Source organism: Mesorhizobium loti, assembly GCF_013170705.1.
Lineage (GTDB): Bacteria > Pseudomonadota > Alphaproteobacteria > Rhizobiales > Rhizobiaceae > Mesorhizobium > Mesorhizobium loti_D.
On sequence record NZ_CP033334.1, the window covers coordinates 960,347 to 983,926 of the forward strand.

25 protein-coding genes are annotated in these 23,580 nt (G+C 63.4%); 8 read left to right on the forward strand and 17 right to left on the reverse strand.

Features of this window, described 5'->3' with window-relative positions; translation table 11 throughout:
- Positions 1 to 90 precede the first annotated feature (90 nt).
- The 5 genes from EB815_RS04560 to EB815_RS04580 all read right to left on the reverse strand — a co-directional run bounded on the left by EB815_RS04560 (position 91) and on the right by EB815_RS04580 (position 6,290).
- Entirely contained in the window at positions 91 to 1,515 is a 1,425-nt protein-coding gene (locus EB815_RS04560) for a hypothetical protein (RefSeq protein ID WP_155772485.1), read from the reverse strand.
- A 52-nt stretch (positions 1,516 to 1,567) separates the two neighbouring features.
- Positions 1,568 to 2,059, reverse strand: a complete 492-nt coding sequence (locus EB815_RS04565; RefSeq protein WP_155772486.1) for a hypothetical protein — start codon at positions 2,057 to 2,059, stop codon at positions 1,568 to 1,570.
- A 721-nt stretch (positions 2,060 to 2,780) separates the two neighbouring features.
- Positions 2,781 to 4,421, reverse strand: a complete 1,641-nt coding sequence (locus tag EB815_RS04570; protein WP_056574133.1) for an ABC transporter substrate-binding protein — start codon at positions 4,419 to 4,421, stop codon at positions 2,781 to 2,783.
- 503 nt (positions 4,422 to 4,924) lie between these two features.
- Complete coding sequence (gene secB / locus EB815_RS04575) at positions 4,925 to 5,428, reverse strand: protein-export chaperone SecB (protein WP_056574136.1); 504 nt, start codon at positions 5,426 to 5,428, stop codon at positions 4,925 to 4,927.
- A gap of 361 nt (positions 5,429 to 5,789) precedes the next feature.
- On the reverse strand, positions 5,790 to 6,290 hold the full coding sequence (locus EB815_RS04580; protein ID WP_081295061.1) for an FxsA family protein: 501 nt from the start codon (positions 6,288 to 6,290) through the stop codon (positions 5,790 to 5,792).
- A gap of 198 nt (positions 6,291 to 6,488) precedes the next feature.
- On the opposite strand from EB815_RS04580, the gene EB815_RS04585 reads away from it, so the two are divergent.
- The 4 genes from EB815_RS04585 (at position 6,489) to EB815_RS04600 (ending at position 9,344) form a co-directional block, all read left to right on the forward strand.
- Positions 6,489 to 7,196, forward strand: coding sequence for a Tim44/TimA family putative adaptor protein (locus EB815_RS04585; protein WP_056574141.1), 708 nt, complete (start codon positions 6,489 to 6,491; stop codon positions 7,194 to 7,196).
- Positions 7,197 to 7,322: 126 nt separating this feature from the next.
- On the forward strand, positions 7,323 to 8,423 hold the full coding sequence (mltA, locus tag EB815_RS04590; RefSeq protein ID WP_056574144.1) for a murein transglycosylase A: 1,101 nt from the start codon (positions 7,323 to 7,325) through the stop codon (positions 8,421 to 8,423).
- Positions 8,420 to 8,950 carry a Smr/MutS family protein gene (locus EB815_RS04595; protein WP_056574147.1) on the forward strand — a complete coding sequence of 177 codons (531 nt, stop codon included), beginning with the start codon at positions 8,420 to 8,422 and terminating at the stop codon, positions 8,948 to 8,950. Before mltA ends, EB815_RS04595 begins: the two co-directional genes overlap by 4 nt.
- 25 nt (positions 8,951 to 8,975) lie before the next feature.
- Positions 8,976 to 9,344: a helix-turn-helix domain-containing protein gene (locus tag EB815_RS04600; RefSeq protein WP_056574150.1), complete on the forward strand. Its 369-nt coding sequence runs from the start codon at positions 8,976 to 8,978 to the stop codon at positions 9,342 to 9,344.
- Between the two features lie 91 nt (positions 9,345 to 9,435).
- Here the strand turns inward: EB815_RS04600 and EB815_RS04605 are convergent, their stop codons facing one another.
- The 4 genes from EB815_RS04605 to EB815_RS04620 form a co-directional block, all read right to left on the reverse strand.
- Positions 9,436 to 9,678 (reverse strand): hypothetical protein, encoded by a 243-nt coding sequence (locus EB815_RS04605; RefSeq protein ID WP_056574152.1) that lies wholly within the window; start codon positions 9,676 to 9,678, stop codon positions 9,436 to 9,438.
- Positions 9,679 to 10,033: 355 nt separating this feature from the next.
- Positions 10,034 to 10,654 (reverse strand): transglutaminase-like cysteine peptidase, encoded by a 621-nt coding sequence (locus tag EB815_RS04610; RefSeq protein ID WP_056574155.1) that lies wholly within the window; start codon positions 10,652 to 10,654, stop codon positions 10,034 to 10,036.
- A 159-nt stretch (positions 10,655 to 10,813) separates the two neighbouring features.
- Positions 10,814 to 12,091: a polyhydroxyalkanoate depolymerase gene (locus EB815_RS04615; protein WP_056574158.1), complete on the reverse strand. Its 1,278-nt coding sequence runs from the start codon at positions 12,089 to 12,091 to the stop codon at positions 10,814 to 10,816.
- 277 nt (positions 12,092 to 12,368) lie between these two features.
- Positions 12,369 to 12,737, reverse strand: a complete 369-nt coding sequence (locus tag EB815_RS04620) for a septal ring lytic transglycosylase RlpA family protein (RefSeq protein WP_056574162.1) — start codon at positions 12,735 to 12,737, stop codon at positions 12,369 to 12,371.
- Positions 12,738 to 13,046: 309 nt separating this feature from the next.
- Between EB815_RS04620 and EB815_RS04625 the strand changes: the two genes are divergently transcribed.
- The gene (locus EB815_RS04625) at positions 13,047 to 13,223 is read left to right on the forward strand and encodes a hypothetical protein (RefSeq protein ID WP_171883275.1); all 177 of its coding nucleotides are present in this window, start codon (positions 13,047 to 13,049) and stop codon (positions 13,221 to 13,223) included.
- 295 nt (positions 13,224 to 13,518) lie between these two features.
- Here the strand turns inward: EB815_RS04625 and EB815_RS04630 are convergent, their stop codons facing one another.
- From EB815_RS04630 to tauA, 8 genes are all read right to left on the reverse strand, one after another.
- Positions 13,519 to 14,316 carry an ATP-binding cassette domain-containing protein gene (locus EB815_RS04630; protein ID WP_056576346.1) on the reverse strand — a complete coding sequence of 266 codons (798 nt, stop codon included), beginning with the start codon at positions 14,314 to 14,316 and terminating at the stop codon, positions 13,519 to 13,521.
- A 10-nt stretch (positions 14,317 to 14,326) separates the two neighbouring features.
- Complete coding sequence (locus tag EB815_RS04635) at positions 14,327 to 15,103, reverse strand: ABC transporter permease subunit (protein ID WP_056574165.1); 777 nt, start codon at positions 15,101 to 15,103, stop codon at positions 14,327 to 14,329.
- Positions 15,100 to 16,263: an FMNH2-dependent alkanesulfonate monooxygenase gene (gene ssuD / locus EB815_RS04640; RefSeq protein WP_056574169.1), complete on the reverse strand. Its 1,164-nt coding sequence runs from the start codon at positions 16,261 to 16,263 to the stop codon at positions 15,100 to 15,102. The genes EB815_RS04635 and ssuD overlap by 4 nt, the downstream gene beginning before the upstream one ends.
- Positions 16,264 to 16,353: 90 nt before the next feature.
- Complete coding sequence (locus EB815_RS04645; protein WP_155772487.1) at positions 16,354 to 17,307, reverse strand: sulfonate ABC transporter substrate-binding protein; 954 nt, start codon at positions 17,305 to 17,307, stop codon at positions 16,354 to 16,356.
- Positions 17,308 to 17,685: 378 nt separating this feature from the next.
- Positions 17,686 to 17,874, reverse strand: a complete 189-nt coding sequence (locus EB815_RS04650) for a hypothetical protein (protein WP_056574172.1) — start codon at positions 17,872 to 17,874, stop codon at positions 17,686 to 17,688.
- A 28-nt stretch (positions 17,875 to 17,902) separates the two neighbouring features.
- Entirely contained in the window at positions 17,903 to 18,763 is an 861-nt protein-coding gene (locus EB815_RS04655) for an ABC transporter permease subunit (protein ID WP_056574175.1), read from the reverse strand.
- A complete protein-coding gene (locus EB815_RS04660) occupies positions 18,760 to 19,533 on the reverse strand; it encodes a taurine ABC transporter ATP-binding protein (RefSeq protein WP_056574178.1) in 774 nt (257 codons plus the stop codon). Before EB815_RS04660 ends, EB815_RS04655 begins: the two co-directional genes overlap by 4 nt.
- Before the next feature lie 152 nt (positions 19,534 to 19,685).
- The gene (tauA, locus tag EB815_RS04665; protein ID WP_065005464.1) at positions 19,686 to 20,699 is read right to left on the reverse strand and encodes a taurine ABC transporter substrate-binding protein; all 1,014 of its coding nucleotides are present in this window, start codon (positions 20,697 to 20,699) and stop codon (positions 19,686 to 19,688) included.
- 583 nt (positions 20,700 to 21,282) lie between these two features.
- Between tauA and EB815_RS04670 the strand changes: the two genes are divergently transcribed.
- The 3 genes from EB815_RS04670 to EB815_RS04680 all read left to right on the forward strand — a co-directional run bounded on the left by EB815_RS04670 (position 21,283) and on the right by EB815_RS04680 (position 23,449).
- Positions 21,283 to 21,435, forward strand: a complete 153-nt coding sequence (locus EB815_RS04670) for a hypothetical protein (RefSeq protein WP_155772488.1) — start codon at positions 21,283 to 21,285, stop codon at positions 21,433 to 21,435.
- 168 nt (positions 21,436 to 21,603) lie between these two features.
- Positions 21,604 to 22,080, forward strand: coding sequence for an RrF2 family transcriptional regulator (locus EB815_RS04675; protein ID WP_056574188.1), 477 nt, complete (start codon positions 21,604 to 21,606; stop codon positions 22,078 to 22,080).
- A 25-nt stretch (positions 22,081 to 22,105) separates the two neighbouring features.
- Positions 22,106 to 23,449: an FAD/NAD(P)-binding protein gene (locus EB815_RS04680; protein WP_056574191.1), complete on the forward strand. Its 1,344-nt coding sequence runs from the start codon at positions 22,106 to 22,108 to the stop codon at positions 23,447 to 23,449.
- The last annotated feature ends 131 nt before the right edge of the window (positions 23,450 to 23,580 follow it).

The window sequence follows — 23,580 nt, forward strand, 5'->3', positions numbered from 1 at the left end:
ATCGCTCTTGCAGACCGCGATGTTTCTGGACAGCCGTGTGTTCGACTCACTGGAGTCAGAAACGAGCTGCTCTGAGGTGACTTCACGAAATTAGGTCAGCAAATCGCGATAGAGCCGGAATAGTTTGTCCCTTATACCTTCGTCATTTAAGATCGATTTGGCCTCTAGCATCTCCATCAAATCCTTGTCGGTAAGTGCTATGATGTAACCCTGCCCCCGAGTCGCTGCGTCCTTCAATCGCTTTTTAAGTATATCTCTGTCGTCTATGTCCCGACATGTTATAATTCCGAAATACCCCCGATTCCTATCAAAACGACCGAGTAGTTGATCTATCTCTTGATTGTGGATATCATTACTGTAATTTTTGCACTCTACAATCACTGTGTTCGCATGGGTAACGTTGTCGTCCCGACGCTGAGCAAAAAAACCACTGTCAGCGGAATTGGTGAAGACTATGTCAATCCGCTTACGCCCATCGTGAATCTCCCATTCTTTGTGAGGCTGCGTGAGATCCGGGTAAAAGAGTGCCGTTAGCGCGCCAAGGACCAGATTTTGATAGTCGGTCGCTCCTTGAGCTCCACTGGGTATTTGAGAGAACAGAGGTGCCAAGCGGCCACAGATCGCCGTTACTGATGGGTCCTGATCATTAAAGACGGCTAATGAACTGTGGCGCTTTGCCAGTTCTTTATACATCTCTAATAGCTGAGGATGAGCTAATACCATGTCGGCAATATAGTTCTTTGATGGGGGGTTTTCTGATCGAACATCCTTTTTTAGTATGCGTTTTTCGGACTTAACAGCTTGAACGAGTGCGCTATTCGCTTTTACTGTCTCTGCGATCAAAAAATCAGTAATCTGTTTGTTATAAAACTCTTGGGAATTTAGTGACAGATTTCTCCGCACTATATACTTTGGTACTAGAATAACTGGTTCGCCATCTATCCTTGGTAAATTGGTCGGTTGGCTTACCCAGTTTTTTCTACTTATGTCCCACCCGGGAGGTCCTGAGAGATATAATACCGGAACCCCAAGCAAGTCGCATTGCTCTTGGGTGTATTCAATAAGAAGATGGCGAATTACATTAGTTGTCAGATCGGAGATTTTGTCTCTGTCTATGCCTGGTACGTACAGCGCGACCTCAGAAAGGTCCGAAAGCAAACCAGACCTGTATGCCGAACTTCCTAGAATTGCACTAATTAATTGGCTCGCCTGCCCTGAGCCAACTCCAAGGCCCTGCGGCCGGCCGCTTGAAACACCTAAGAATGTCTCTTTTGGCTCATGAAGGTGAGACATAAGGCTTGTTGCTCTGTAGCGATCATTCGCTCTAAGCGCCGCCAAGACCTCAAGGAAGAAGGAACGAATTGCCTCCGACGCCCTCGCTGCCCATATATCATCCCTTGTCTCTATTGCGTAAGGGTCGACATATACTGGTGTATCATAATCATTGCTTACGTCGACAAAATCTAGCTCAGACTGACTCTTATTGAGATTAAAATATTCCGAGAACCTTGGCATTCTATACCTTTGGCTTTGTCGCAATATACGGGGCGCAAAGCCGCATATTTCGCTATAGGGATTGGGATCCACGTTGCTGCGCCAACTTCTCAAGCGCTTCTTTGAGCGTTGCCTCTTTGGACAGGCCTAGTGGCTTCACATCATCAAGTAACTTTCGTACGGACTCTTTGTCATCATTACGAACTCGCGGTTGTGACCGTCGTTCGAGCCAATCTGCTAGCTCTCCGATGGTGACCAGGTTTCGGAGCTTGCGTTCTTCAGCTCGCTTGTGCTTCTTCGACTGTCGTTGAGTAACGATTACCGATGGAACGCCGGAGTAATAGCCGAACAAGTCAGGCCCTTCTACGATGCCTGACGTTTGGGTTCTTCCGATCTCGTTTATTAGGCGTCCAAGCGCCATGTTCTCCAAGGCGAAAGCACTTTCATTGATTGCCTTGGGGTAACGCTGACGTAATGCCCGAATTACTTGATCTGATGAAAATGACCTGTCTTGGCCGATTTCGGCGGCGACTTCTCGTATTCTATTTCGAAGCTCCAGAAACATAGAACCTCCTTGTGAATCATGAGCGTAACCACCGCCGCCCAACAAACGGCAGAATCGAAGATTACTATAGCGCTCATCTGATCGGATTAGCGGCGAGTCCTCTCTAGGCGTCAAGCATTATGCTGATGATTTTGGTTTGTGCCGTAACTTATGCACTGTGCATGCCAAAACGCAGCCCGGCCAGCCGTAGCTTCTTTTCGCAGCAATAGTGATCTTCGGCTCCGTGCTGGCCCCGACAACAGCCCTTCAACAGCGCCTGGGTCTGAAGTACTCTCCCCGCAGCTTGGGGTAGACATCACACGCGCGCCACATTAGGCACCATCGCCCCTCCTGGCCCCGCCACGGAGCGCCTTCGGCCTTGCCGGCACCTTCGTCACCAGCGCGCCGCTGCGCGAACGCTGTGGACGATCGGCGGCGCGGCGCTCGTGGTCGCCACCCGCGCTGCTAACGATGAAATACCAGCGGCTGGGCCTCCACCTTCCCCCCTTGTGGGGGAAGGTGGATCGGCGCGCCAGCGCCGAGACGGATGAGGGGTGTTCCAGCGGAGTGAGGCGGTAGAAAGGATTGGGCGCTTACAAGCGCTTGGTTCTGCGATGCTGCGATCTGTCACGCACCCCTCATCCGTCTTGCCGCTTCGCGGCAATCCACCGCCCTGGGCGAGTCACGGGCCTCGCCCGCCCTTCGGGCCCCACAAGGGGAGAAGGCAAGAAACGTCGGCGCCTCAGCTTTCAATCCAAACCTTCTCAAAGTGCTGCTCCAGCGCCTGGTGCTGCTCGCAGCCTTCGACCCCCTTGCGATAGGTCCGGTACACCGAGCGCCAGTAGGGTTGGATGATGATGCCGCTGTCGCGCAAATTCTTCTCGATGCCGGCCATGATCTCCTTGCGGGCCTTGGCGTCGGGGGTGGCAAGCGCCTTGTCGAGCAGGTCGTCGAACTCCTTCGAGGCGTAGGCGCTTTCGTTCCAGGCCGCACCCGATTTGTAGGCCAGCGCCAGCACCTGGACGCCGAGCGGGCGGCCGAGCCATTCGGTGCAGGAGAAGGGGTATTTGCTCCAGTCGTTCCAGAAGGTGGCGGCGGGCAGCACGGTGCGCTTGATCTTGAGGCCAGCCTCGCGCATCTGCGCCGAGATGGCGTCGGCGGTGCTCTTCTGCCATTCGACGTCGACCGAGATGAGCTCGTACTCATGGTCCGGCTTGCTGGAGGCGGCGAGCAGTTTTTTCGCCTCCTCCATGTCGCGTTTCGCGGGACCGATATCGGCATATTCGGGATGCATGGGGCCGACATGGTGGTTGTCGGCGGGTTTGCCCCGCCCGTCGAGGCCGAGCTTCAGCACGGCGGCATTGTCGACGGCGAGCTGGGCGGCACGGCGCAGCTTGACGTCCTGATAGGGCGCGTTGCCGACATTGAAGCGGGCGACGATGGTGGAGCCGGTGGCGATCTCGGAATTCCTAAGCCCCATCTTGTCGGTCTGCGAAACGGCATCGGAGGCGGTTTCATGGTCGGTGTCGATCTCGCCGGATTCGAAGGCCGACAGCATGGCGTTGGGGTCGGAGCCGTAATCGATCCACTGGATGCCATCGAGGTAGAAGTCACCTTTCCACCATGGCTTGTCCTTGCGCTTCACCTCGGCGCTTGTTTCGGCGTCCCATTTCACCAGCTCGCAGGGGCCGGTGGTGATGGCGAGCGCCTTCATGGGGTCGCCGTCACCCTCATAGGAGCGGTGCATGATCAAGGCGGGATAGTCGGCCATGCCGGCGATCAGCGAAATGTCGGGCTTGGGAAGGTTGAGTTTTATCGTGTAGTCGTCGACCTTCTCGATGCCGCCATCGACCACTTTCTTGGTGTCGGCATCGACCAGCGCGCCCATGCGGGCGGCGACCGAGTTGCCGGCCACGCCCGCCTCGCACCAGCGGGTGAGGTTGTGGACGACATCGTCGGCGTTGAAGGTGTCGCCATTCGACCAGGTGATGCCCTTGCGCACATGCAGCGTCAGCGTTTTGGCGTCGTCGCTCATCTCCCATTTTTCCAAGAGCCACGGCTCGAACGAGAAATCGGTGTTCCAGCGCACCAGATATTCGTTGCAGTGGCGGGCGACGTTGGACATTTCGACGCCGTCGAAGGTGCGCGGGTCCTTGAAACCCTTGACGTTCATGGCGACGCGCAAGGTGCCGCCCTTCCTGGGCTCGGCGGCGCGGGCAGGCGTCGCGGCGATGCCGCCCAGCGCGAAAGCGCCGGCGGCGCTGACGCCGAGGCCGGCCATCAGCGCCAGATATTCGCGGCGGCTGATGCCGCCCGTTTTGAAATCGTCGGCGACGGGTTTGGCCCGCGGGTGCAAATTGCGGTCGGTCAGCATGAATTTCATCGTCGTTCCCTTTGTCGTTGGTGCATGCCGCCCAGGGTGCGAAGCGGTTTGGGACAACGGCATGCACGGAAGCAGGCCCGCCCCGATCGATCGCCTACGCGGGGGCGGTTGCGACCGCCGGGGCGCCATTGCCTGAGGCGGCGATGATAGGGTGAGGTGACGTCAGGGAGTGTTCTGGAATCCGCAGAGCTTGTGCGGTGTTCCGCAAGTGGGGTGACGGCCTCCTCAGTTCGTCATCCACGGGCGGAGCAGCCGCGCAGCGGCGTCGCGGAGACCCGAGGATCCATGCCGCGACCTTGCCGACGGGATTCAACGGTGCAGGATCTGAACCGTGGCGACGCATTGGAGTCCCGGCATGGATCCCTTGGGCTGCGGAGCAGCTCCAGGGGTCTGCGCCGCGTCGCTGCGCTCCTTGCTCCGCCCGTGGATGACGAAGGGAGGGGCGCCGCCAACAAAAAGCCCGGCTCGAGGCCGGGCTTTTCAGAAACACGAAGGAGAAGCGATCAGCTGACCTGGACCTTCGAGGACGCGGCCTGGTCCTCGGCGATCTTCTGCTGGAACATCTGCGCGAAATCGATCGGGTCGAGCATCAGCGGCGGGAAGCCGCCATTGCGGGTCGCCTCGGCGATGATCTGGCGGGCGAAGGGGAACAGCAAACGCGGGCATTCGATGAACAGGATCGGCAGCATGTGTTCCTGCGGGAAGCCCGAAATGGCGAAGACGCCGCCATAGACCAGCTCGACGTTGAACAGCACTTCCTGGTCGAAGGAAGCCTTGGCGTTCAGCGTCAGATTGACGTCGAACTGCTTGTCGGAGAGAGGGTTGGCGTTGACGTTGACGTTGATGGCGATGCCGGGCGCCTTGTCGCGGCCTCGCAGCGAATTCGGCGCGCCGGGGCTTTCGAAGGACAGGTCCTTCACATACTGGGCCAGGACGTTGAGCGATGGCTGCGCCGCCGCATTGCCGTTTCCGTTGGCGCCGACCGGCGCGTCATCATTGCTGGCCATGAGCCTTTTCCTTTTGCCTGGGCAGCGTTGCTGACCGAATTGAAATCGGGCGTTCGCTACCATGGCCGGCATGACAAGACAAGGTTTGCCGCCTTGCTTCCCGCCTCGTCATCCCAGGGCGAAGCAGCCGCGCAGCGGCGTCGCGGAGACCCTGGGATCCATGCCGCGACCTTGGCCGAAGAATGCGGCGGTTCAAGACGCTTGGCCGGCAAGCCGCCACGGCGAAACTGACGAGCGGTACGGCAGGCCGAAAATCCCGCACCGCGGCGGCGCTCGGAGGTCGCGGCATGGATCCCAGGGTCTGCGCGCGTCGCTACGCTCCTTGCTTCGCCCCAGGATGACGAAGTGAACGAGCAGCCTCCTAATCGTCCTTCAGGCGCCGCCACGGCGAATTGTGATCCGGCCCGCGCTTGAAATCGTCCTCGCGCGAATAGTCGCCGTCGTCGAGGTCGATGACCTTTTCGCGCGGCCGGCCGCGGAAACCGCCGGCCGAGAAATCGGTGGCCACCACGATGCGGCCCTTGAAGCGGCTCCAGGCGAAGTCGCGCACCGGCGGCAGGAACAGCAGCAGGCCGATAATGTCAGTGATAAAGCCGGGGATGATCAACAGGATCGCCGCCACCACGATCATGGCGCCATGCGCCAGCTGGCGGGAGGGATCATGGCCGGCATCCATCTCGGCGCGGATGCGGGCCATGACGCCGAAGCCCTGGTGCCGGAGCAAAAGCACGCCGGCGATGCTCGAGGCCAGCACCAGGCCGACGGTCGCCAGCGCGCCGACCTCACGGCCGACGATGACGAAACCGGCGATTTCCAGCAGCGGGAGCGCGAGGAGGAAGAGGGGAAGCAGCGAAATGCGCAAGTCTTTACCGACCATTCGATTGTTTTGCCCGCTGGCGACCAATCGCCGCTGGCACGGAGGCTGTTAGATAGGTATGCCTGCCTTTGATTTGAATGATTGCACCTTGCGTTCTATATGCTTTGAATGTTGAACGCTATGCGACCGCGGCCTGTTGGCTGGACGGTCCGGCCTAGAGGCAGGGATTGATTGGCGGAAGATATGGGTTTCTTCGACTTCGGCACGATTTTCTTCCTGATCGCGGCGGTGGTGATCTTCTTCCAGCTGCGCAACGTGCTGGGCCGTCGGACCGGTAGCGAGCGGCCGCCCTTCGACCCCTACACGGCGGCGCGCACCGACAAGGACGCGACCCAGAAACCCGAGAATGTCGTTTCGCTGCCGCGCAAGCGGCTGCCGGGCGAGCAGGCACCGGCCGATGCCTACACGGCGATCGACGCTTTCGCCAAGCCCGACACCGATCTCAACAAGGGCCTGCGCGCGATCAAGGACAATGATCCGTCCTTCGATCCGAAGGGCTTCGTCGACGGCGCCAAGATGGCCTATGAGATGATCGTCATGGCCTATGCCGACGGCGACCGCAAAACGCTGAAGAACCTTCTGTCGCGCGAAGTCTATGACGGTTTCGTCGCCGCGATCGGCGAGCGCGAGGCCAAGTCGGAAAAGATCCAGTCCTCCTTCGTCGGCATCGACAAGGCCGACATCGTCTCGGCCGAGATGAAGGGCGGCGAGGCGCATGTGACGCTGCGCATCATCAGCGAGCTGATTTCGGCGACGCGCGACAAGGCGGGCGCCGTCATCGACGGCGATCCGGAAACCGTGGCCGAGGTCAAGGATGTCTGGACCTTCGCCCGCGACACGCGCTCGCGCGATCCGAACTGGAAGCTCGTCGCCACCGAAGAAGAAGACTGAGTCCCGATGCATGTCGCCCAAAAGTGCGAAGCGGTTTTGGGACGACGACTTGCATCAAAACCAAGACTCGAAGCGCGTCGCATGACGCTCTTCAAACACGACGCGCTTTAAAGCGACGGGGCTCCGGTGTCGCTATCGCCTCTCTTCCTCGAAAAATCCTTTGACGACCTGCCCGGCTGGGGCGACGACGACCACCTGCCGGCCTTCGAGGCTTTTCGCCGTTCCGCCTTCCATGCGCCGGTAAAACCCTATCGCAGCGGCGCGCTCGGCGTCGATTTCAGCGCCTTCACGGCGGCTTACGCGGAGGCGCGCACCGCGCCGCCCGTGAACCGGTCGGAGGCGCGAACTTTCTTCGAGCGCCATTTTGTCCCCATGCTGGTGCGGCCCGAGACCGGCGCCGGGCTGGTCACCGGCTTCTACGAGCCGCAAGTGGAGGCCTCGCCGGTGCGGACCGGGCGGTTTGCCGTGCCGCTCCTGTCGCGTCCGCCCGATCTCGTCGATGTTGACGACGCCAACCGGCCGCGGGGGATGGATTCCTATCTCGCCTTCGCGCGCCGCACGGCGGACGGAACGGTCGAGTATTTCGACCGTGGCGCGATCGAGCGCGGGGCGCTTGAGGGCCTGGGCCTGGAGATCGCCTGGCTGGCCGACAGGGTCGACGCCTTCTTCGTCCATGTGCAAGGGGCCGCGCGGCTCGCCATGACCGATGGCCGGCTGCGCCGCGTCACCTACGCGGCCAAATCGGGCCAGCGTTTTACCGGGCCGGGCAAAATCCTGAGCGAGCTGGGGGAAATCCCGCTGGCGCAAGTGACGATGCAGTCGATCCGCGCCTGGTTCAAGGCGCATCCCGACCGCATCGACGAGATCCTGTGGCAGAACCGCTCCTACATCTTCTTCCGCGAGGCCGATGTCGAGGACGCGGCCCTCGGCCCGATCGCCGCCGCCAAGGTGCCGCTGACGCCGGGCCGCTCCGTCGCCGTCGACCGGCTGCTGCACACATTCGGCACGCCCTTCCACATCGACGCGCCGACGCTCACCGCCTTTGACAAACAACCGTTCCGGCGGCTGATGATCGCGCAGGACACCGGCTCGGCCATCACCGGGCCGGCGCGGGGCGATCTCTTCGCCGGCTCCGGCGACGCGGCCGGCGAAATCGCCGGCGTGGTGCGCAACGCCGCCGATTTCTACGCGCTGGTGCCGCGCCCGCTGGCCGGGGGCGCCAGATGAGCAAGCGTCCGGACAAGCTCAGCGAGGACGACCGGGTGCTGTGGAACCTGGTGGCGCGCACGGCCAAGCCGCTGAAGGGCAGGGCCGCCGTCGACATTCCCGATATCGCCGCCGACACCAAGCCGACATCGCCGCAAGCGGCGCAGCCAGCCGCCAATGCGCCGGGCGCGGCAAAGCCGAAGGCGCAGCATGTCACGCATCGCCTCGACGAGCCGACGCTGGACAAATTGGCGAAGGGCCGGCTGCCGATCGAGGGCCGCGTCGACCTGCATGGGATGACGCAGGACGAGGCCTATTCGCTGCTGTTCTCGTTCCTGCACCGGGCGCATGCCGGCGGTGTCCGCTATGTCCTGGTCATCACCGGCAAGGGGTCGTCCTCCGGCGGCGACGGCGTCTTGCGGCGCGCGGTGCCGGCCTGGCTGTCGACGCCGGCGTTCCGGCCGCTGGTCTCCAGCCACGACCATGCCGCCCGCAACCATGGCGGCTCGGGCGCGCTCTATATCAGGCTGCGGCGGGTGCGTTCATGAGGGCTGAAGCCGTGGGGCGGGGCGCATGACACCGTTCGGCGAGAGGCTGCGGGCGCTTCGCGCCGATCGCGGCGTTACCCAGAAGGACATGGCGGCGGCGATCGGCATCAGCGCCGCCTATCTGTCGGCGCTCGAGCATGGCAGGCGCGGCGCGCCGACCTGGACGCTGATCCAGAAGATCATCGGCTATTTCAACATCATCTGGGACGATGCCGAGGAGCTGGCGCGGCTGGCCGAAGCCTCGCATCCGCGCGTGAAGCTCGACACGTCGGGTCTCAGCCCCGCCGCCACCGAGCTGGCCAATCTTCTGGCCGAGAACATCGAAAAGCTCGACGAAGCGGAGCTGCGCCGCATCACCGCCTCGATCCGCGCGGCGCTGGGCCGGCTGAAGTAACCGGTTTTATCCGCATTCCGCGACGGCGGGACGTTCGCCTGGCCGCAAGACAGTGCCCGCCGGCATCGGCCAGCGGGCAGGCGTGGCGAGATCAGTTCTTGCCGGCCGTGCTGCCGTTGGGGTTGCCGCCGTTGGTGCCCGGGCGATCATGGCCGTGGTCATTGTTTCCACCGCCCAGGCAGTCCGATGCGCCGGCAGTGCCACAACAACGGCCGGCCCAGAGGTCATTGAGGTTGGTGTGGGCGCAGCTGACCGTCTGGTCGGCCATCGCGGATCCGCCCAGGGCCGACACGGCGGCAACGGCGAGAAGGGTGTTTCGCAGAAAAGCAGTCATTTGAAGTCTCCATGGTTGGGTTTCGTCATTCACGGCTGTGTGTCGCCGGGCGAACGGAAATGGTTCACGGAGAGATTGAGAAAATTTTCGGGAGGGATGCGCGAGGTGCGCGACTGGCCATGTCGGCGCCGCCCCTCATCCGCCTGCCGGCACCTTCTCCCCGTGTAGAGACGGGGAGAAGGTGAACAGCCGCGCCGCTGGCGCTTGTACGTTGGCGAAAGCGCCTACAACAGCGTCTTTCTCCCCGTCACTATACGGGGAGAAATGCCCGGCAGGGCAATGAGGGGCAGCGCCAGCCTCTGCTATAATAACCGACAACGGGTGAAAGCCGCGGCTAAAAAACCGCTACCAGTCCCTATTCCACCGACCCCACCAGGACCTGCTGGCCGCCGCGGATCGAGACCCAGCGGCCTGTGTTGTCGATCGCCTGCCGCTTGAGGAAGCGGTAGCCGGTCTGGTCCCAGGCCCTGACCTTGTCGGTCAAATTGTCGAGCACGTAATCGCCCTTGTCGGTGCGCACGGTCAGCACCGAATGGCCTTCACCGTCCGGTTTGCGCACCACGGTGATGAGAAGATCGGAAAGCGAGATGCCCGAGCGGAACAGTTGGCGCCGCTTTTCCAGCACATAGTCCTCGCAATCGCCGACGCCCTTGTCGGGATAGGCCCAGACCTCGTCCTTGCCGTATATGTCCATGTCGCTCATCGGCTTGACGGCGGCGTTGACCCTGGCGGTGACATTGACGAGCTTGCGCATCAGCCCGTCGGTCATCCTGGCCGGAGCCAGGTTGCTCGGACGGATCGAGCATTCGGCTGGGTGCAGCTTGCAGAAATCATAGTGGCCGATCGGCTGCGAGGTGATGCCCCCGGTCGCCATCGCCCCGGCCGCCAAGGCCGGTGCCATCCAGCCTCCCGTGGCTGCCAGACCGGCCGCGGCCACGCACACGCGCAGCCTTCTCGCCATTGTTGAGGAATTCATTGTCCCCGCTCACCCTGTTGTTAACGAAACGTTAAGGGCGATCGACAGTCCGTGTCAATTACGACGACAGGCTGATTTGCAGCATGGTTACCCGCGGGGAGGGACAGCGGCACTTGTGCAACAGAATCGGCCCTGAAGCCGATTCTGTCCCGGAATTGCCTATCGCTTGGCGGTGCGGACCAGCTTCGGCTTCATCGCGACGCGGTTCTGGCGGCCATAGCTGGTGATGAAGTCGACGATGCGCGGCACGATCTCGGAGCGGAAGCGCGAGCCGTTGAAGACGCCGTAATGGCCGACCGCCGGCTGCATGTAATGGGCCTTCTTGTCGGCCGGAATATTGACGCACAAATCCTGCGCCGCCTTGGTCTGGCCGAGGCCCGATATGTCGTCATTCTCGCCCTCGACCGTGAACAGGGCGACATTGCGGATGACCGACGGGTCGATACGGGTGCCGCGATGCGTCATCTCGCCCTTGGGCAAGGCATGGCGAACGAAGACCGTGTCGACGGTCTGCAGGTAGAACTCGGCCGTCAGGTCCATGACCGCCAGATATTCGTCATAGAAGTCGCGGTGCTTCTCGGCGTTGTCGCCATCATGCTTCACAAGGTGCATGAAGAAGTCCTTGTGGGCGATGATGTGGCGGTCGAGGTTCATGCTCATGAAGCCGGACAGCTGCAGGAAGCCCGGATAGACCTCGCGGCCGAAGCCCGGCACCGGCCAGGGCGCGCGCATGACGACATTGTCGCGGAACCAGTCGATGCCCTTTTCCTCGGCCAGGAGATTGACCGCGGTCGGGTTGCGGCGGGTGTCGATCGGGCCGCCCATCAGGGTCATGGTCGAGGGCACGAAGGGATCGCCCTTCGCCTCCATCAGCGCCACCGCCGCCAGAACCGGCACGGAAGGCTGGCACACCGCCATCACATGGGTGTCAGGACCCAGCGCATGGAACATGTCGACGATGTAATCGATATAGTCGTCGAGATCGAAACTGCCGTCGGCCAGCGGCACCATGCGGGCATCGACCCAGTCGGTGATGTGGACATCGGCATAGGGCAGCATGGCTTCCACCGTGCCGCGCAGCAGCGTGGCGTAATGGCCCGACATCGGCGCGACGATCAGAAGCTTCGGATCCGGCTTGCGGCCGGCCGGCACCGCGCGTTCGAAGCGGACCAGATTGCAGAAAGGCTTCGACCAGACGGTCTTCTCGGTGACCTCGACGCTCTTCCAGTCGACGACGGTCTTGCCGAGGCCGAAGGCGGGCTTGCCATAGCGGCGCGTGGTGCGTTCGAAGAGTTCCGCGCCCGCGGCGACCGAGCGGCCCCAGGGCGTGTGGGCAATCGGATTGAGCGGGTTGGAGTAGAACATCCGCACCGCGTCGGCATAAAGCCGTGCCGGCTGCAGCGCCGCATGGTTCAATTCATAGAGCTGATAGAACATCGACAACCCCGCTGCTGCCTGCGACCGAAGGGACGACGAGCAGCGCCGAGCCTCAAATGTCTCGCGGCGAAGTTAACAACTAATTGCTGCGATGCAATACGTCACGTGGCGTGACCAATGGTTCTTTCGTCCAAAGGCTTGCAAATCCGCCCGGAATGGCGGAGCCGGCTCAGTGTGCGTTGCCGAAATGTGTAGGAAATATGTCGGGCCGCCGGAACCATGATCCTGAAAACCGGTTCCTGTTTTCGAAGGAGATCATGGTCCAGGGATAATCACATCAGACGCGTGCCATGCAGACCGAGGTATGGCCGGAACCGATGAAGCCGAGCTGGCCGGCGGCGCCCTTCGACAGGTCGAGTACGCGTCCGCGAATGAACGGGCCGCGATCGTTGATGCGCACGATGACGCTTTTGCCATTGTTCTGGTTGGTGACCCGCAATTTGGTGCCGAAAGGCAAGGTCCGGTGGGCGGCGGTCATCGCCGAAGGGTTCATGCGCTCGCCCGATGCGGTTTTCGAATGCAGCGCATACCAGGAAGCGCGACCGCACTGGCCGGCGGCGGCGGTCGCCGAAGTGGCGGAAGCGCCGACCATCAGGCCAGCAGCGATCGTTACCGCGACAAGCGCGGTCTGGTTTAGGTTCTTCATCTGTAAGGGGTGGCTCCGTTTTTGACAGACCCAAGCCGTTAGGTGCCGAATAAGGCAGGAAATGCGGCAAGCATCTGTCCGTTCCGTGGCGAGATCACACGTTTGGAGTCACCGGGTAACAGTCTGTCAGGGATTTTCCGGCACAATTTGATCCATTCTCGATGATCTCAGCGCCGATATCCGAGATCGTTTTGACAAGATGCCGGATTAATTTCCAAGTAGATTCCGGTGTGATTGTGCCACTTCCTTTGGCTCTTTCATCACGGTCACGGCACGGCCAACGATCGACTTGAAAAGCGAGATCCGTCAATGAGACTGACCAAAAATCTGCTGGCCTTGATTGTGCTGGCCATCGGTGCGCTGTGGTCGCTGCAAGGCATCGGCGTGGTCGGCGGCAGCTTCATGACCGGCCAGCCGCAATGGTTTTATATCGGCATCGTCACCATGCTGGTCGGCCTGGCCGGGCTGGTGTGGGCGAACCGGTAGGGGGTGGGTGGCGGTAAGGTCGACCCCCACTCCGTCGAGCTGCGCTCGACACCTCTCCCCCGATCGACGGGGGAGAGGAAAGGCGCGAGCTTTTGCCGGCTGGCTCCCTTCCTCTCCCTCGGGAGGGGGAGAGGTGGCGCGGCAAAGCCGCGACGGAGTGGGGGAAGCCGCTCGTCAATCGCGTAACCGCAAGACAGCCCTAGCCCGGCGAGCAAGAAAACTGTCACCCGTGCCGTCGGGCCATTCTGTTACCTATTTATCCGGTTCAGACAGAATGCCCCGCCGCAAGACTACCCTAGCCGAACAGCCGGTCCAGGATCGTGCCTTCGAGGCGGGCGAGCTCGGCGGAACCGCGCCGCCGCGGCCTTTCCACCGGCACCTCCAGATCGAGCGCGATCTTGCCGGCGCTGATCACCACCACCCGGTCGGCGAGCGCGACCGCTTCGGCGACGTCGTGCGTGACCAGCACGGCGGTGAATTTCTGGGCGAGCCAGATGCGCTCCAGCAATTGCTGCATCTCGATGCGGGTCAGCGCGTCGAGCGCGCCGAGCGGCTCGTCGAGCGCCAGGATCTGCGGGTGGCCGACCAATGCGCGGGCCAGCGCCACGCGCTGCTTCTGGCCGCCGGACAGCACCGAGGGCCATTCATCGGCGCGATCGGCGAGGCCAACCTCGGCAAGGATATCGAGCGCGCGTTGCCTGGCGTCCGCGCCGGCAGCGATGCCGTTCAGCCCGACCTCGACATTTTTGACCACGCTGGCCCAGGGCAGCAGACGCGGCTCCTGGAACATGAAACGGGTGCGGCTGTGACCCTCTTCCCCGGCTCCAAGCGTCAGCGATCCCGATGTCGGGCGGTCGAGCCCCGCCAGCAACCGGAGCAGCGTGCTCTTGCCGCAGCCGCTCTTGCCGATGACGGCAACGAACTGCCCGGCCGGCACTTCGAGGTCGATGCCGTCGAGCACGGTCTTGTCGCCGAAGCGCTTTCCCACGCCCTTGAAGGCGAAGGCGCGCCGTCCTTCGACCGCCATGGCCGGTCGCGCCGGCGCCGGCGTGGCGACGAAGGATCGGGCGGCGGTCAGGCTGGCGGCGGTCATGGACAGCATCTCATCCGTTCTGGAAGGCCGGATGCCAGCCGAGCGACAGCCGCTCGAGCAGGCGGGCGAGGCTGTCGGCGAGCTTGCCGAGCAGCGCGTAGATCAGGATCGACAGCACGACGACATCGATCAGCAGGAATTCGCGCGCCTGCATGGCCATGTAGCCGAGGCCGGAACTGGCCGAGATGGTTTCGGCGACGATCAGTGTCAGCCACATGATGCCGAGCGCGTAGCGCAGGCCGACGAAGATCGCCGGCAGCGCGCCCGGCAGGATGACGCGAAAGAACAGCGCGCGCCGGTCCATGCCGTAGACGCGGCCCATCTCGACCAGCTGCGGGTCGACGCCCTGGATGCCGAGCAGCGTGTTGACGTAGATCGGAAAGAACACGCCAAGCGCCACCAGGAACAGTTTTGCCTCCTCGTCGATGCCGAACCACAGGATGACGAGCGGGATCAGCGCCAGATGCGGAATGTTGCGGATCATCTGCAGCGTGGTGTCGGTCAGGCCGCGGCTGAGCCGCGACAGGCCGTTGGCGAGGCCGAGCGCGAAGCCGATCGAACCGCCTATGGCAAAGCCGCCAAGCGCGCGCGCCGTGGAAACACCGATGTTGCGGATCAGTTCACCCGAAAGCGTCAGCCGCCAGAAGGCCTCGGCGACGGCGCTTGGCGCCGGCAGCACATTGGCCGGCATGACACCCGCGCGCGACGCGGCTTCCCAGCCGGCAATCACCAGGATCGGCAACACCCAGCCGATGGCGTTTGCGTGGAGGCGCGCGGAAAAGCTCATGAAGAGGCCTGCAGGCGGGCGGCACCGTGGAAGCCGACCGAGAATTCATTGGCGATGTCCTGGTGCGCCCGCTGCCGCCTGGTGCCAAGCCCGAGACGTGGGAACAGCAGCTCGGCGACGCGGTAGGCTTCTTCCAGATGCGGGTAACCGGAGCCGATGATGGTATCGATGCCAATCGCCTGGTATTCGCGGATGCGCGCGGCGACCTGCTCGGGCGTGCCGACCAACGCGGTGCCGGCGCCGCCGCGCACCAGGCCGACGCCCGCCCACAGATTGGGCGAGACGACCAGCTTGTCACGGCGGCCGCCATGCAGCTCTGCCATGCGGCGCTGGCCGACCGAATCCATCTGGTTGAGGAAGCGCGCCTGCGCATTCTCGATCTGGGCGTCGGTGACATGGCTGATCAGCCGGTCGGCGGCCCGCCAGGCCTCGTCCTCGGTTTCGCGCACGATGAAATGCAGCCGGATGCCGAAACGCAGTTTCCTGCCGCGCAGGGCCGCCTTCGCGCGCGCCGAGGCCAGCTTCTCGGCCACCTGTGCCGGCGGTTCGCCCCAGGTCAGGTACATGTCGACGAGGTCGGCGGCGAGGTCCTGGCCGGCGTCGGACGAGCCGCCGAAATAGAGCGGCGGCCGTTCCTGCAACGGCAAGAGGTCGAGTCGGCCATTCTCGACGCGGTAGTATTTGCCGTCGAAGTTGACGCGCTCGCCGGATACCAGGCCGCGCCAGATGGTGAGGAATTCCCGCGCCTGGGCGTAGCGCTCGTCATGCGGGAGGAAGACGCCGTCGCCGGCGAGCTCGGTCGGATTGCCGCCGACCACCACATTGAGCAACAGCCGGCCATTGCTCAGCCGGTCGAGTGCCGCGGTCTGGCGCGCGGCGAAGGTCGGCAGCGTCACACCGGGCCGCAAGGCGACCAGGAATTTGAGTTTCTCGGTGAGCGTCGCAAGTCCTGTCGCGGTGATCCAGGAATCCTCGCAATTCTGACCGGTCGGCAACAGCACGCCGGGAAAGCCGAGCCGGTCGACCGCCTGCGCGATCTCCTTGAAATACCCGAACTCCGGCGGCCGCTGCTGTTGCTCGGAACCAAGATAGGAGCCGTCGCCATGGGTCGGGATGAACCAGAAGAAATCGAGCGGCGCGGTGCCGGCCGGCGTGGTCATGTCTGGCGCGGTCACGGGCGGATCTCCTGAAGATATCAGCGGAAACGACAAAGGCGCCGGACGTTTCCGCCCGGCGCCATGCGAGAAAAATCAGTTGCCCGGCGCGGTCCACACCGCGTCGGAGATGCGGACCGCCTTCGGGATCAGGCCGAGCTTGTAGAAGCGGTCGGCTGTCGCCTGCTGGCCGGCGGTGATCTCGTCGGTGATCGGAAAGATGCCGAATTTTGTGCGGTTGGCGGCAATGGTCTGTGCGTCGAGCGGCACGCCGGTCACCTCATGCAGCGCCTCGGCCACCTTGTCGCGGTTCTGGTCCGCCCATTTCGCCGCCTCGCCGAGGGCGGCGATCGTCGTGGTGACGATCTCGGGATGCGCCTTGGCGAAATCCTTGTTGGCGAGGAAATAGGTGTTGACCTTGAGCACATCGCTGGAGCGGGCCAGAACACGCGGCTGATAACGCGTTTCGGCGATGGCGAAGAAGGGATCCCAGACCGCCCAGGCATCGATCTGGTCGCTGGCGAAGGCGGCGGCCGCATCGGCGGGGCTGAGATAGACCGGCGTGATCTGATCGAAGGGGATACCTGCCTTTTCCAGCGCGGCGACCAGCAGGTTATGCGCGCTGGTGCCCTTGCCGACGCCGACGCGCTTGCCCTTGAGATCGGCGACCGACTGGACCTGCGACGCCGGCTTGACGAAGATCGCCTCGCCGTCGCCATTGGACGGCAGCGCTGCCGCGTAGACAATGTTGGCGCCCGCCGACTGGCCGAAGATCGGCGGCGCGTCGCCGGTCCAGCCGGCGTCAATGGCGCCGACATTGAGCGCCTCGACCAGCGGCGGGCCAGCGGTGAATTCGACCCACTTGACGGTGACGCCCTTGTCGCCAAGCGCCTTTTCGAGGACCTGCTGCTGCCGGGCGATCACCGGCAGGCCGGTTTTCTGATAGCCGATGCTGAACTGCTTCAGCTCCTGCGCCGTGGCGCCGAACGACAGGGCAACCGTCGCGGCCACAAGGCCGATGCCGAAAGCGCGCCTCGTCAAATTGAACATGATCCCTCTCCTTCGCTGTGGATCGGCGCCGGGAGCATGTCCTCGCCGGTTGGAAGAGAGATAAGGCTAGGTAGTTCTATAAATTTAGTAGAGGAACGATTTTGCGAGATGAGGCTGGAGGGCGGAATGGTTTTTCAGCCGCTTGGTCAATCGGCGGCGGCCGTTGCTAGCCTCTTTCTCCCCGTGAACGGGGAGAAATGCCCGGCAGGGCAATAAGGGGCAGCGCCGGCATTGGACTGGTAGCCTGCAGCATTAAATCGGACCTGTGTTCGCCTGACTCGATTGCACACCTAGGTCTGCGGTCTGCGCCGCCCCTCACCTGCCTGCCGGCATCCCCCGTAAACGGGGCGAGGGGCGCTCTGTCCATGGTCTCGCCAGTCACTGCGACCAGTACTGCCAGGCCCAGTAGAAGCTCTCGTCGCGCGGCGGCAGGCGGTCGCGCCCGGCCTGGAACGGGACTGGCGCCGGCGATGGAGGGTTGTCCTCCTTCGTCGCCTTGCGATCGGAGGCAAGGCCCAGCAGCCAGGTGCCGAAATGGGCGAACAGCACGGCGGTGGAATGGGTCATGGTCATTCTCTCCTGCACTTGCGGTTGGTCACTCCCGTCCCGCCCACGGGACGAGCGCGCGCTCGATCCTGCGGATGGTGAATTCGAGTACGAAGGCAATGGCCGCGATCACCAGAATGCCCATGATCACCACGTCGGTGACCAGGAACTGGGCCGCGGACTGGATCATGAAGCCAAGACCCCGCGTCGCCGCGACCAGTTCGGCGGCGACCAACGTCGACCAGCCGGCGCCGAGCGCGATGCGCAGGCCGGTCAGGATCGAGGGCAGCGCGCTGGGCAGGATCACGTGGCGGACCACCTGGCGCTTTGTGGCGCCAAGCGAACGCGCCGCGTTGACGCGCTCCTGCGAGACGCCGCGAACGCCCGACGCCGTTGACAATGCCACCGGCGCCAGCATGGCGATGGCGATCACCAGGATCTTCGACGGCTCGCCTATGCCGAACCAGATGATGACCAGCGGCAAATAGGCGAGCGGCGGGATCGGCCGCAGGAATTCCAGCAGCGGATCGAAGATGCCGCGGCCGACAGTGCTGATGCCGATGGCGAGACCCACCGGCACGCCGACGAGGATGGCCGCGACGAGTGCCGCAAACACGCGGCCGAGGCTGGCGACGACATGCTGCAGCAGCGTCGCGTCGACGAAGCCATCCCTGATGACGACGATGAATTTGTTCCAGACGGCGACCGGTGAGGGCAGGAACACCGGCGACACCAGTTGCAGGCGGGCCGACAGCGCCCACGCCGCCAGCACCACCAGTATGGTGACCGCGCTGATCATGCGGGCCGAAACGCCCTTGCGTTTCGGGCTTGGCCGCGACCACGGCACCGACAGGCCGTCGGCCTCTTCGGTCCTCGAGCCGGGTCGTTCGGTGTAGGAGGAGATGGTCATGCCGCCTCTCCCTCGAAGATGGCGTCGGTCAGTTCGCCGCGCGCCGCGGCGAAGGCGGGATCGGCCTTGATCGCGCGGATGGCCTCGCCCGAGGCGTAGCGCCTGGAGAAGCCAGGTTCGAAGGTGCGCACCACGCGGCCGGGGCCGGGCGCCAGCACGACGATGCGGGTGGCGAGCACCAGCGCCTCCTCGATACCGTGGGTGACCATGAGCACGCCGGCACGGCTTGCCGTCCAGAGGTCGAGCAGCGTCGTCTGCATGCGCTCGCGCGTCAGCGCATCGAGCGCGCCGAGCGGCTCGTCGAGCAGCAGGAATTGCGGTTCGGCGGCGAGCGCGCGGGCAAGGCCGACACGCTGGCGCATGCCGCCGGACAGCTCCCAGATGCGCTTGTCGCCGGCATCGGTGAGTTTGACCAGCGCCAGAAGCTCGTCGGCGCGGCGCGCCCGCTCGTCGGGCCCGACACCGCGCAGGCGCAGCGCGAAAGCAACGTTCTCGCGCGCCGTCAGCCAGGGAAACAGCGCGTCGTTCTGGAACACCACGGCGCGATCCGAACCAGGTGCCGTGATCGGCTGGCCGTTGATCGTGGCCGTGCCGCGCGCCGGCGCGACCAGGCCGGCGGCGACATTGAGCAGCGAGGTCTTGCCGCAGCCGGAGCGGCCGACAAGGACGACGAAATCATCCTTGCCGATGTCGATCGACACCCGTTCGACGGCGGGTGCCGGCTGGCCCTCGTAGCGGATCGAGATCTTGTCGAGCACGAGATGCGGCATGGGGCCTCTCCGAGGAAATCCGACTGCCCCGGAACGGCTCCTCGTCAGCAGGTCCGGGGCAGGCAGCACGCGGCGTCAGGGAAGGAGCGCGCGAGCCATTTGAGCGCCGCCGCATTGCCGCCAGGGCATGCGGGGACGCTTCAGCACTGGGCTCAGTTCGAGGCCAGCGCCTCGGTGACGTATTTCGATGTCAGGTATTTCGAATAGTCCGGCAGCACGGCGTCGACCTTGCCCTGTTCCTTGAGGAAGGCGGAGGCCGCCGCGACCGCCTTGACCGTGCCGCCGCCGAGGAACTTGTCGGAGGCCTGCTCCTCGAGCGTCGGGAAGACGTAGCCCTTCAGCAATTCGGGCACCTCTTCCAGCTTGGCGCCGGTGAGCTTGGCGATCTTTCCGGCCTGCGGCGAAGACACCGACCAGGCGTCGGGCTTGGCGAGATACTCGGCATAGGCGGCGCCCGTCACCTTGACGAAGTCGCGCACCGCTTCCGGGTTCTTCTCGGCAAAATCGGTGCGCACGATCCAGGCATCGAACGTCGGTGCGCCCCAGGCGGCGACCTGCGAGGAATCCAGCACCACCTTGCCTGTCGTCTTGATCTGGCCGAGTGCCGGATCCCAGACATAGGCGGCGTCGATGTCGCCGCGCGCGAAGGCGGCGGCGATTTCCGGCGGCCTGAGATTGAGGATCTGGACCGACTTCGGATCGACATTCTCATGCTTGAGCGCGGCAAGCAGGCTGTAATGCGTCGTCGAGACGAAGGGCACGGCGACCTTCTTGCCGGCGAGGTCGGCGACCTTCTCGATGCCGGCGCCGTTGCGGGCGACAAGCGCCTCGGACGGCCCGATCAGGCCGACGACGAAGATCGTCTGGATCGGCAGTTCGCGGCTGGCCGCCGCCGCCAGCGGGCTCGAACCGACATAGCCGATGTCGACCGAGCCGGAAGCGACCGCGGCGATGACATCGGCACCGGAATCGAACTTGCGCCAGTCGATCGTGGCCTTGGTGGCCTTTTCATAAGTCCCATCGGCCTGCGGCACTTTGGAGGGTTCGACCACCGTCTGGTAGCCGATGGTGATCTTCAGGTCGTCGGCCAGGGCCGGGCCAAGGAAGGCGGCCCCGGCAAGGGCGGCCGACGACAGAAGGAGAATGCGTCGCGAAATGGTGGACATCAAAGGGCTCCATGAAAACAGAGAAAATCGGATCGCCCCATTATAGTCCGCTAATTCTATCGGCCTTGTAGAGTTAAATTGTTTCAACGAAGGCGGGGTTGTTGGAAAAAAGCTGTCGGTTGCGGAAGGCTGGAGCGCATAGGTCGGCTGTGGCCGCTCGCTGCTTCGATGACAGACCGCTGTAGGAGCAGGAATGGCGCTCCGCGAACCTTCCAACCTTAGTCATTTATGGCGGAGCAAGGAGCGAAGCGACGCGGCGCAGACCCTAGGATCCATGCCGCGACATGTAAGCGTCGCCACGGTTCAGAACTCTGCACCGCTGCACTCTTCGATCAACGTCACGGAATGGATCCTCGGGTCTCCGCGACGCCGCTTCGCGGCTGCTCCGCCCGTGGATGACGAAGTTGTAGAGGCTCCGGCACTCGACTGCTTGTCTGTGCCGTTCACGCACGAATGATAAATTCTTACCCAGGCCAGCACCACGCAAATCCATGCCTCGAACGGCTACGGAATTGACAAGCCGTTCCGCGTGTTCGAGGGTAAGTATAGTATCCTTATCGACATGAGGGAATTGGAGGCGACGATGAGCGGGCACCCCACCACCATGATCGCTCGCGGCATTCGGCTGTCGATGTTGTGTGAGTCGGCGCGCGACACGGCTGTCTCGCCGGGAGCCATCCTGTCGCTTTGGGCGGTCGATGTGCATTTCTGTGCCCTTAATGGCACAAAAGCCTGACAAATGGCCTAAACGGCTTGAAAACAAAGCAAAATCAACAGTTCTCGGCTTGTATATCATGTCACTAGAATTTATGTGTCATGGATGCTTGGGCGCGGCGGGGAGGCACGCCAGGCGTTTCGCAACGGATGGCTTCAAGCCATCGCATGACAGAGAAACGTTCGGTTTATGCTCACCAAAAAAGGCAAGTACGGCCTCAAGGCGCTTGTACACCTCGCGCGGATGCCGGCCGGGCAGCTCGCTTTCGTCAACGACATCGCGACCGGCAACAACATCCCGAAGAAGTTTCTTGACGCCATCCTGGGCGAGCTGCGCAATGCCGGTTTCGTCCAGAGCCGCAAGGGCAAGGATGGCGGTTACCGTCTGGCTCGGCCCGCCGACGAGATCAAGGTCGGCCACGTCGTGCGCGTCCTTGACGGGCCGCTGGCCCCAATTCCCTGCGCCAGCCGCACACAATATCAGCGCTGCGAAGACTGCAACGAGGCGACATGCCAAGTCCGACATCTGATGCTGGAGGTCCGGCAGGCGATCGCCGAGGTGCTCGACCAGCGCAGCCTCGCCGAAATGCGCGATATCGGCCTCGACGAGCTTCCAGCCGCGAGGGAGATCCACAATCTTCCGATCGCGGTGAAGGTCCAGGCCTGACGCATCGCATACCGCGGGAACGCGCATGAGCGGGCGCGCCAATTCGATCATCATTGTCGGCGGCGGCGCCTCGGGCGTCGTGCTTGCCGCGCATCTCCTGAAATCGCCCAATCCGGATCTGCGTGTCACGCTGGTCGAAAAGCGCCCGCATTTCGGCCAGGGCATCGCCTATTCGACGCTGCTGTCGGCGCATGTGCTGAATGTCAGCGCCGCCGGCATGAGCGCCTATGCCGACGACCCCGGCAATTTCTGGCGCTGGCTGCAGGCGCGCGGCCTTGTGAGCCAGGAGCAGACGCCACAGACACCATTCTACGCACCGCGCAGCATCTATGCCCGCTATCTCGGCGAGCTGCTCGACGAACTCGAAGCGCGCGAACAGCCGACCGGGCGGCTGCGCCTGATCCACGAGGAGAGCCTGTCGATCACGCCGACCCCGTCCGGCGTCGAGGTGGCGCTCGCCAATGGCACCAGCGTCGTCGCCCATCTGGCCATACTCGCCACCGGCCATGACGAACAGCCGGCGCAAGGCCATGCGATCCGCATGGGCTCGGAAGCCGATACAGCGCTCGATCCGCACAGCCCCGTGATGGTGCTGGGCACCGGCCTCAGCATGGTGGACGCGTTCCTGGCGCTGGAACAGCGCGGCCACACCGGCAAGATCATCGCGGTTTCCCGGCGCGGCCTGCTGCCGTCGCCGCATCGCAAGGGCAATCCGATCAAGCTCGACGTCGCCGACATCCCGCTCGGCACCCAGCTTTCCTATTTCGTCGGCTGGTTCCGCGACCTGATCCGCGAGAACCAGAAGGCCGGCATCGACTGGCGCGACGTGGTCGACGGCCTGCGCCCCTTCAACCAGAAGATCTGGCAGAACTGGCCGGCTTCCGCCAAGCGCCGCTTCGTCGAGCACACCAAGGCCTGGTGGGACATCCACCGCCATCGCATGGCGCCGGAAGTCTACGCCAAGGTGACCGAGGCCGTGCAATCCGGCCGCATCCGGCTTGTCGCCGGCCGCGTCGTCGGCATCGTGCCGGGGGAGACTTTCACCGTCGACGTCCAGTCGCGCCACAGCCAGCTTGTCGAGACTTTCGAGGTTGCTCGTATCTATGATTGCTCGGGCATCGTGCGTGACATTTCGACCTCGTCGAACAGCGTGGTGCGCTCGCTGGTCGACCGCGGGCTCGCGCGGCCGGACCCGATGCGCATCGGCCTCGACGTGTCGCCCAATTGCGAGATCATCGCCAGCGACGGCACGGTCTCGCGAAAGATCCTCGCCGTCGGCCCGCTGACGCGCGGCACCTTCTTCGAGATCGACGCCATCCCGGATATTCGCGTGCAGTGTGCAAGGCTGAGCAAGCAGTTGCTGGGGTGAATCGTTGGTGGGTTGCGCTCTGCGGCGCCCCTCTGGCCTGCCCCACCGACCGTGGCACAAACTGGAATTTCATTCCCCGTCTGGCCGGTTGATTGGCATGATCTATCTTCTTTCCGGCGACAAACGGCTGG

What these genes read in the sequence shown, in the direction of transcription:
- EB815_RS04570 (WP_056574133.1), bottom strand. Translation starts at nt 4,421, where the DNA reads ATGAAATTCATGCTGACCGACCGCAATTTGCACCCGCGGGCCAAACCC.
- EB815_RS04605 (WP_056574152.1), bottom strand. Translation starts at nt 9,678, where the DNA reads ATGACTGCTTTTCTGCGAAACACCCTTCTCGCCGTTGCCGCCGTGTCG.
- EB815_RS04660 (WP_056574178.1), bottom strand. Translation starts at nt 19,533, where the DNA reads ATGCCGCATCTCGTGCTCGACAAGATCTCGATCCGCTACGAGGGCCAG.
- EB815_RS04600 (WP_056574150.1), top strand. Translation starts at nt 8,976, where the DNA reads ATGACACCGTTCGGCGAGAGGCTGCGGGCGCTTCGCGCCGATCGCGGC.
- EB815_RS04560 (WP_155772485.1), bottom strand. Translation starts at nt 1,515, where the DNA reads ATGCCAAGGTTCTCGGAATATTTTAATCTCAATAAGAGTCAGTCTGAG.
- EB815_RS04645 (WP_155772487.1), bottom strand. Translation starts at nt 17,307, where the DNA reads ATGTTCAATTTGACGAGGCGCGCTTTCGGCATCGGCCTTGTGGCCGCG.
- tauA (WP_065005464.1), bottom strand. Translation starts at nt 20,699, where the DNA reads ATGTCCACCATTTCGCGACGCATTCTCCTTCTGTCGTCGGCCGCCCTT.
- EB815_RS04625 (WP_171883275.1), top strand. Translation starts at nt 13,047, where the DNA reads ATGAGACTGACCAAAAATCTGCTGGCCTTGATTGTGCTGGCCATCGGT.
- EB815_RS04650 (WP_056574172.1), bottom strand. Translation starts at nt 17,874, where the DNA reads ATGACCCATTCCACCGCCGTGCTGTTCGCCCATTTCGGCACCTGGCTG.
- EB815_RS04595 (WP_056574147.1), top strand. Translation starts at nt 8,420, where the DNA reads ATGAGCAAGCGTCCGGACAAGCTCAGCGAGGACGACCGGGTGCTGTGG.
- EB815_RS04670 (WP_155772488.1), top strand. Translation starts at nt 21,283, where the DNA reads ATGAGCGGGCACCCCACCACCATGATCGCTCGCGGCATTCGGCTGTCG.
- EB815_RS04620 (WP_056574162.1), bottom strand. Translation starts at nt 12,737, where the DNA reads ATGAAGAACCTAAACCAGACCGCGCTTGTCGCGGTAACGATCGCTGCT.
- EB815_RS04630 (WP_056576346.1), bottom strand. Translation starts at nt 14,316, where the DNA reads ATGACCGCCGCCAGCCTGACCGCCGCCCGATCCTTCGTCGCCACGCCG.
- EB815_RS04565 (WP_155772486.1), bottom strand. Translation starts at nt 2,059, where the DNA reads ATGTTTCTGGAGCTTCGAAATAGAATACGAGAAGTCGCCGCCGAAATC.
- EB815_RS04680 (WP_056574191.1), top strand. Translation starts at nt 22,106, where the DNA reads ATGAGCGGGCGCGCCAATTCGATCATCATTGTCGGCGGCGGCGCCTCG.
- EB815_RS04615 (WP_056574158.1), bottom strand. Translation starts at nt 12,091, where the DNA reads ATGTTCTATCAGCTCTATGAATTGAACCATGCGGCGCTGCAGCCGGCA.
- ssuD (WP_056574169.1), bottom strand. Translation starts at nt 16,263, where the DNA reads ATGACCACGCCGGCCGGCACCGCGCCGCTCGATTTCTTCTGGTTCATC.
- EB815_RS04655 (WP_056574175.1), bottom strand. Translation starts at nt 18,763, where the DNA reads ATGACCATCTCCTCCTACACCGAACGACCCGGCTCGAGGACCGAAGAG.
- secB (WP_056574136.1), bottom strand. Translation starts at nt 5,428, where the DNA reads ATGGCCAGCAATGATGACGCGCCGGTCGGCGCCAACGGAAACGGCAAT.
- EB815_RS04610 (WP_056574155.1), bottom strand. Translation starts at nt 10,654, where the DNA reads ATGAATTCCTCAACAATGGCGAGAAGGCTGCGCGTGTGCGTGGCCGCG.
- EB815_RS04585 (WP_056574141.1), top strand. Translation starts at nt 6,489, where the DNA reads ATGGGTTTCTTCGACTTCGGCACGATTTTCTTCCTGATCGCGGCGGTG.
- EB815_RS04675 (WP_056574188.1), top strand. Translation starts at nt 21,604, where the DNA reads ATGCTCACCAAAAAAGGCAAGTACGGCCTCAAGGCGCTTGTACACCTC.
- EB815_RS04635 (WP_056574165.1), bottom strand. Translation starts at nt 15,103, where the DNA reads ATGAGCTTTTCCGCGCGCCTCCACGCAAACGCCATCGGCTGGGTGTTG.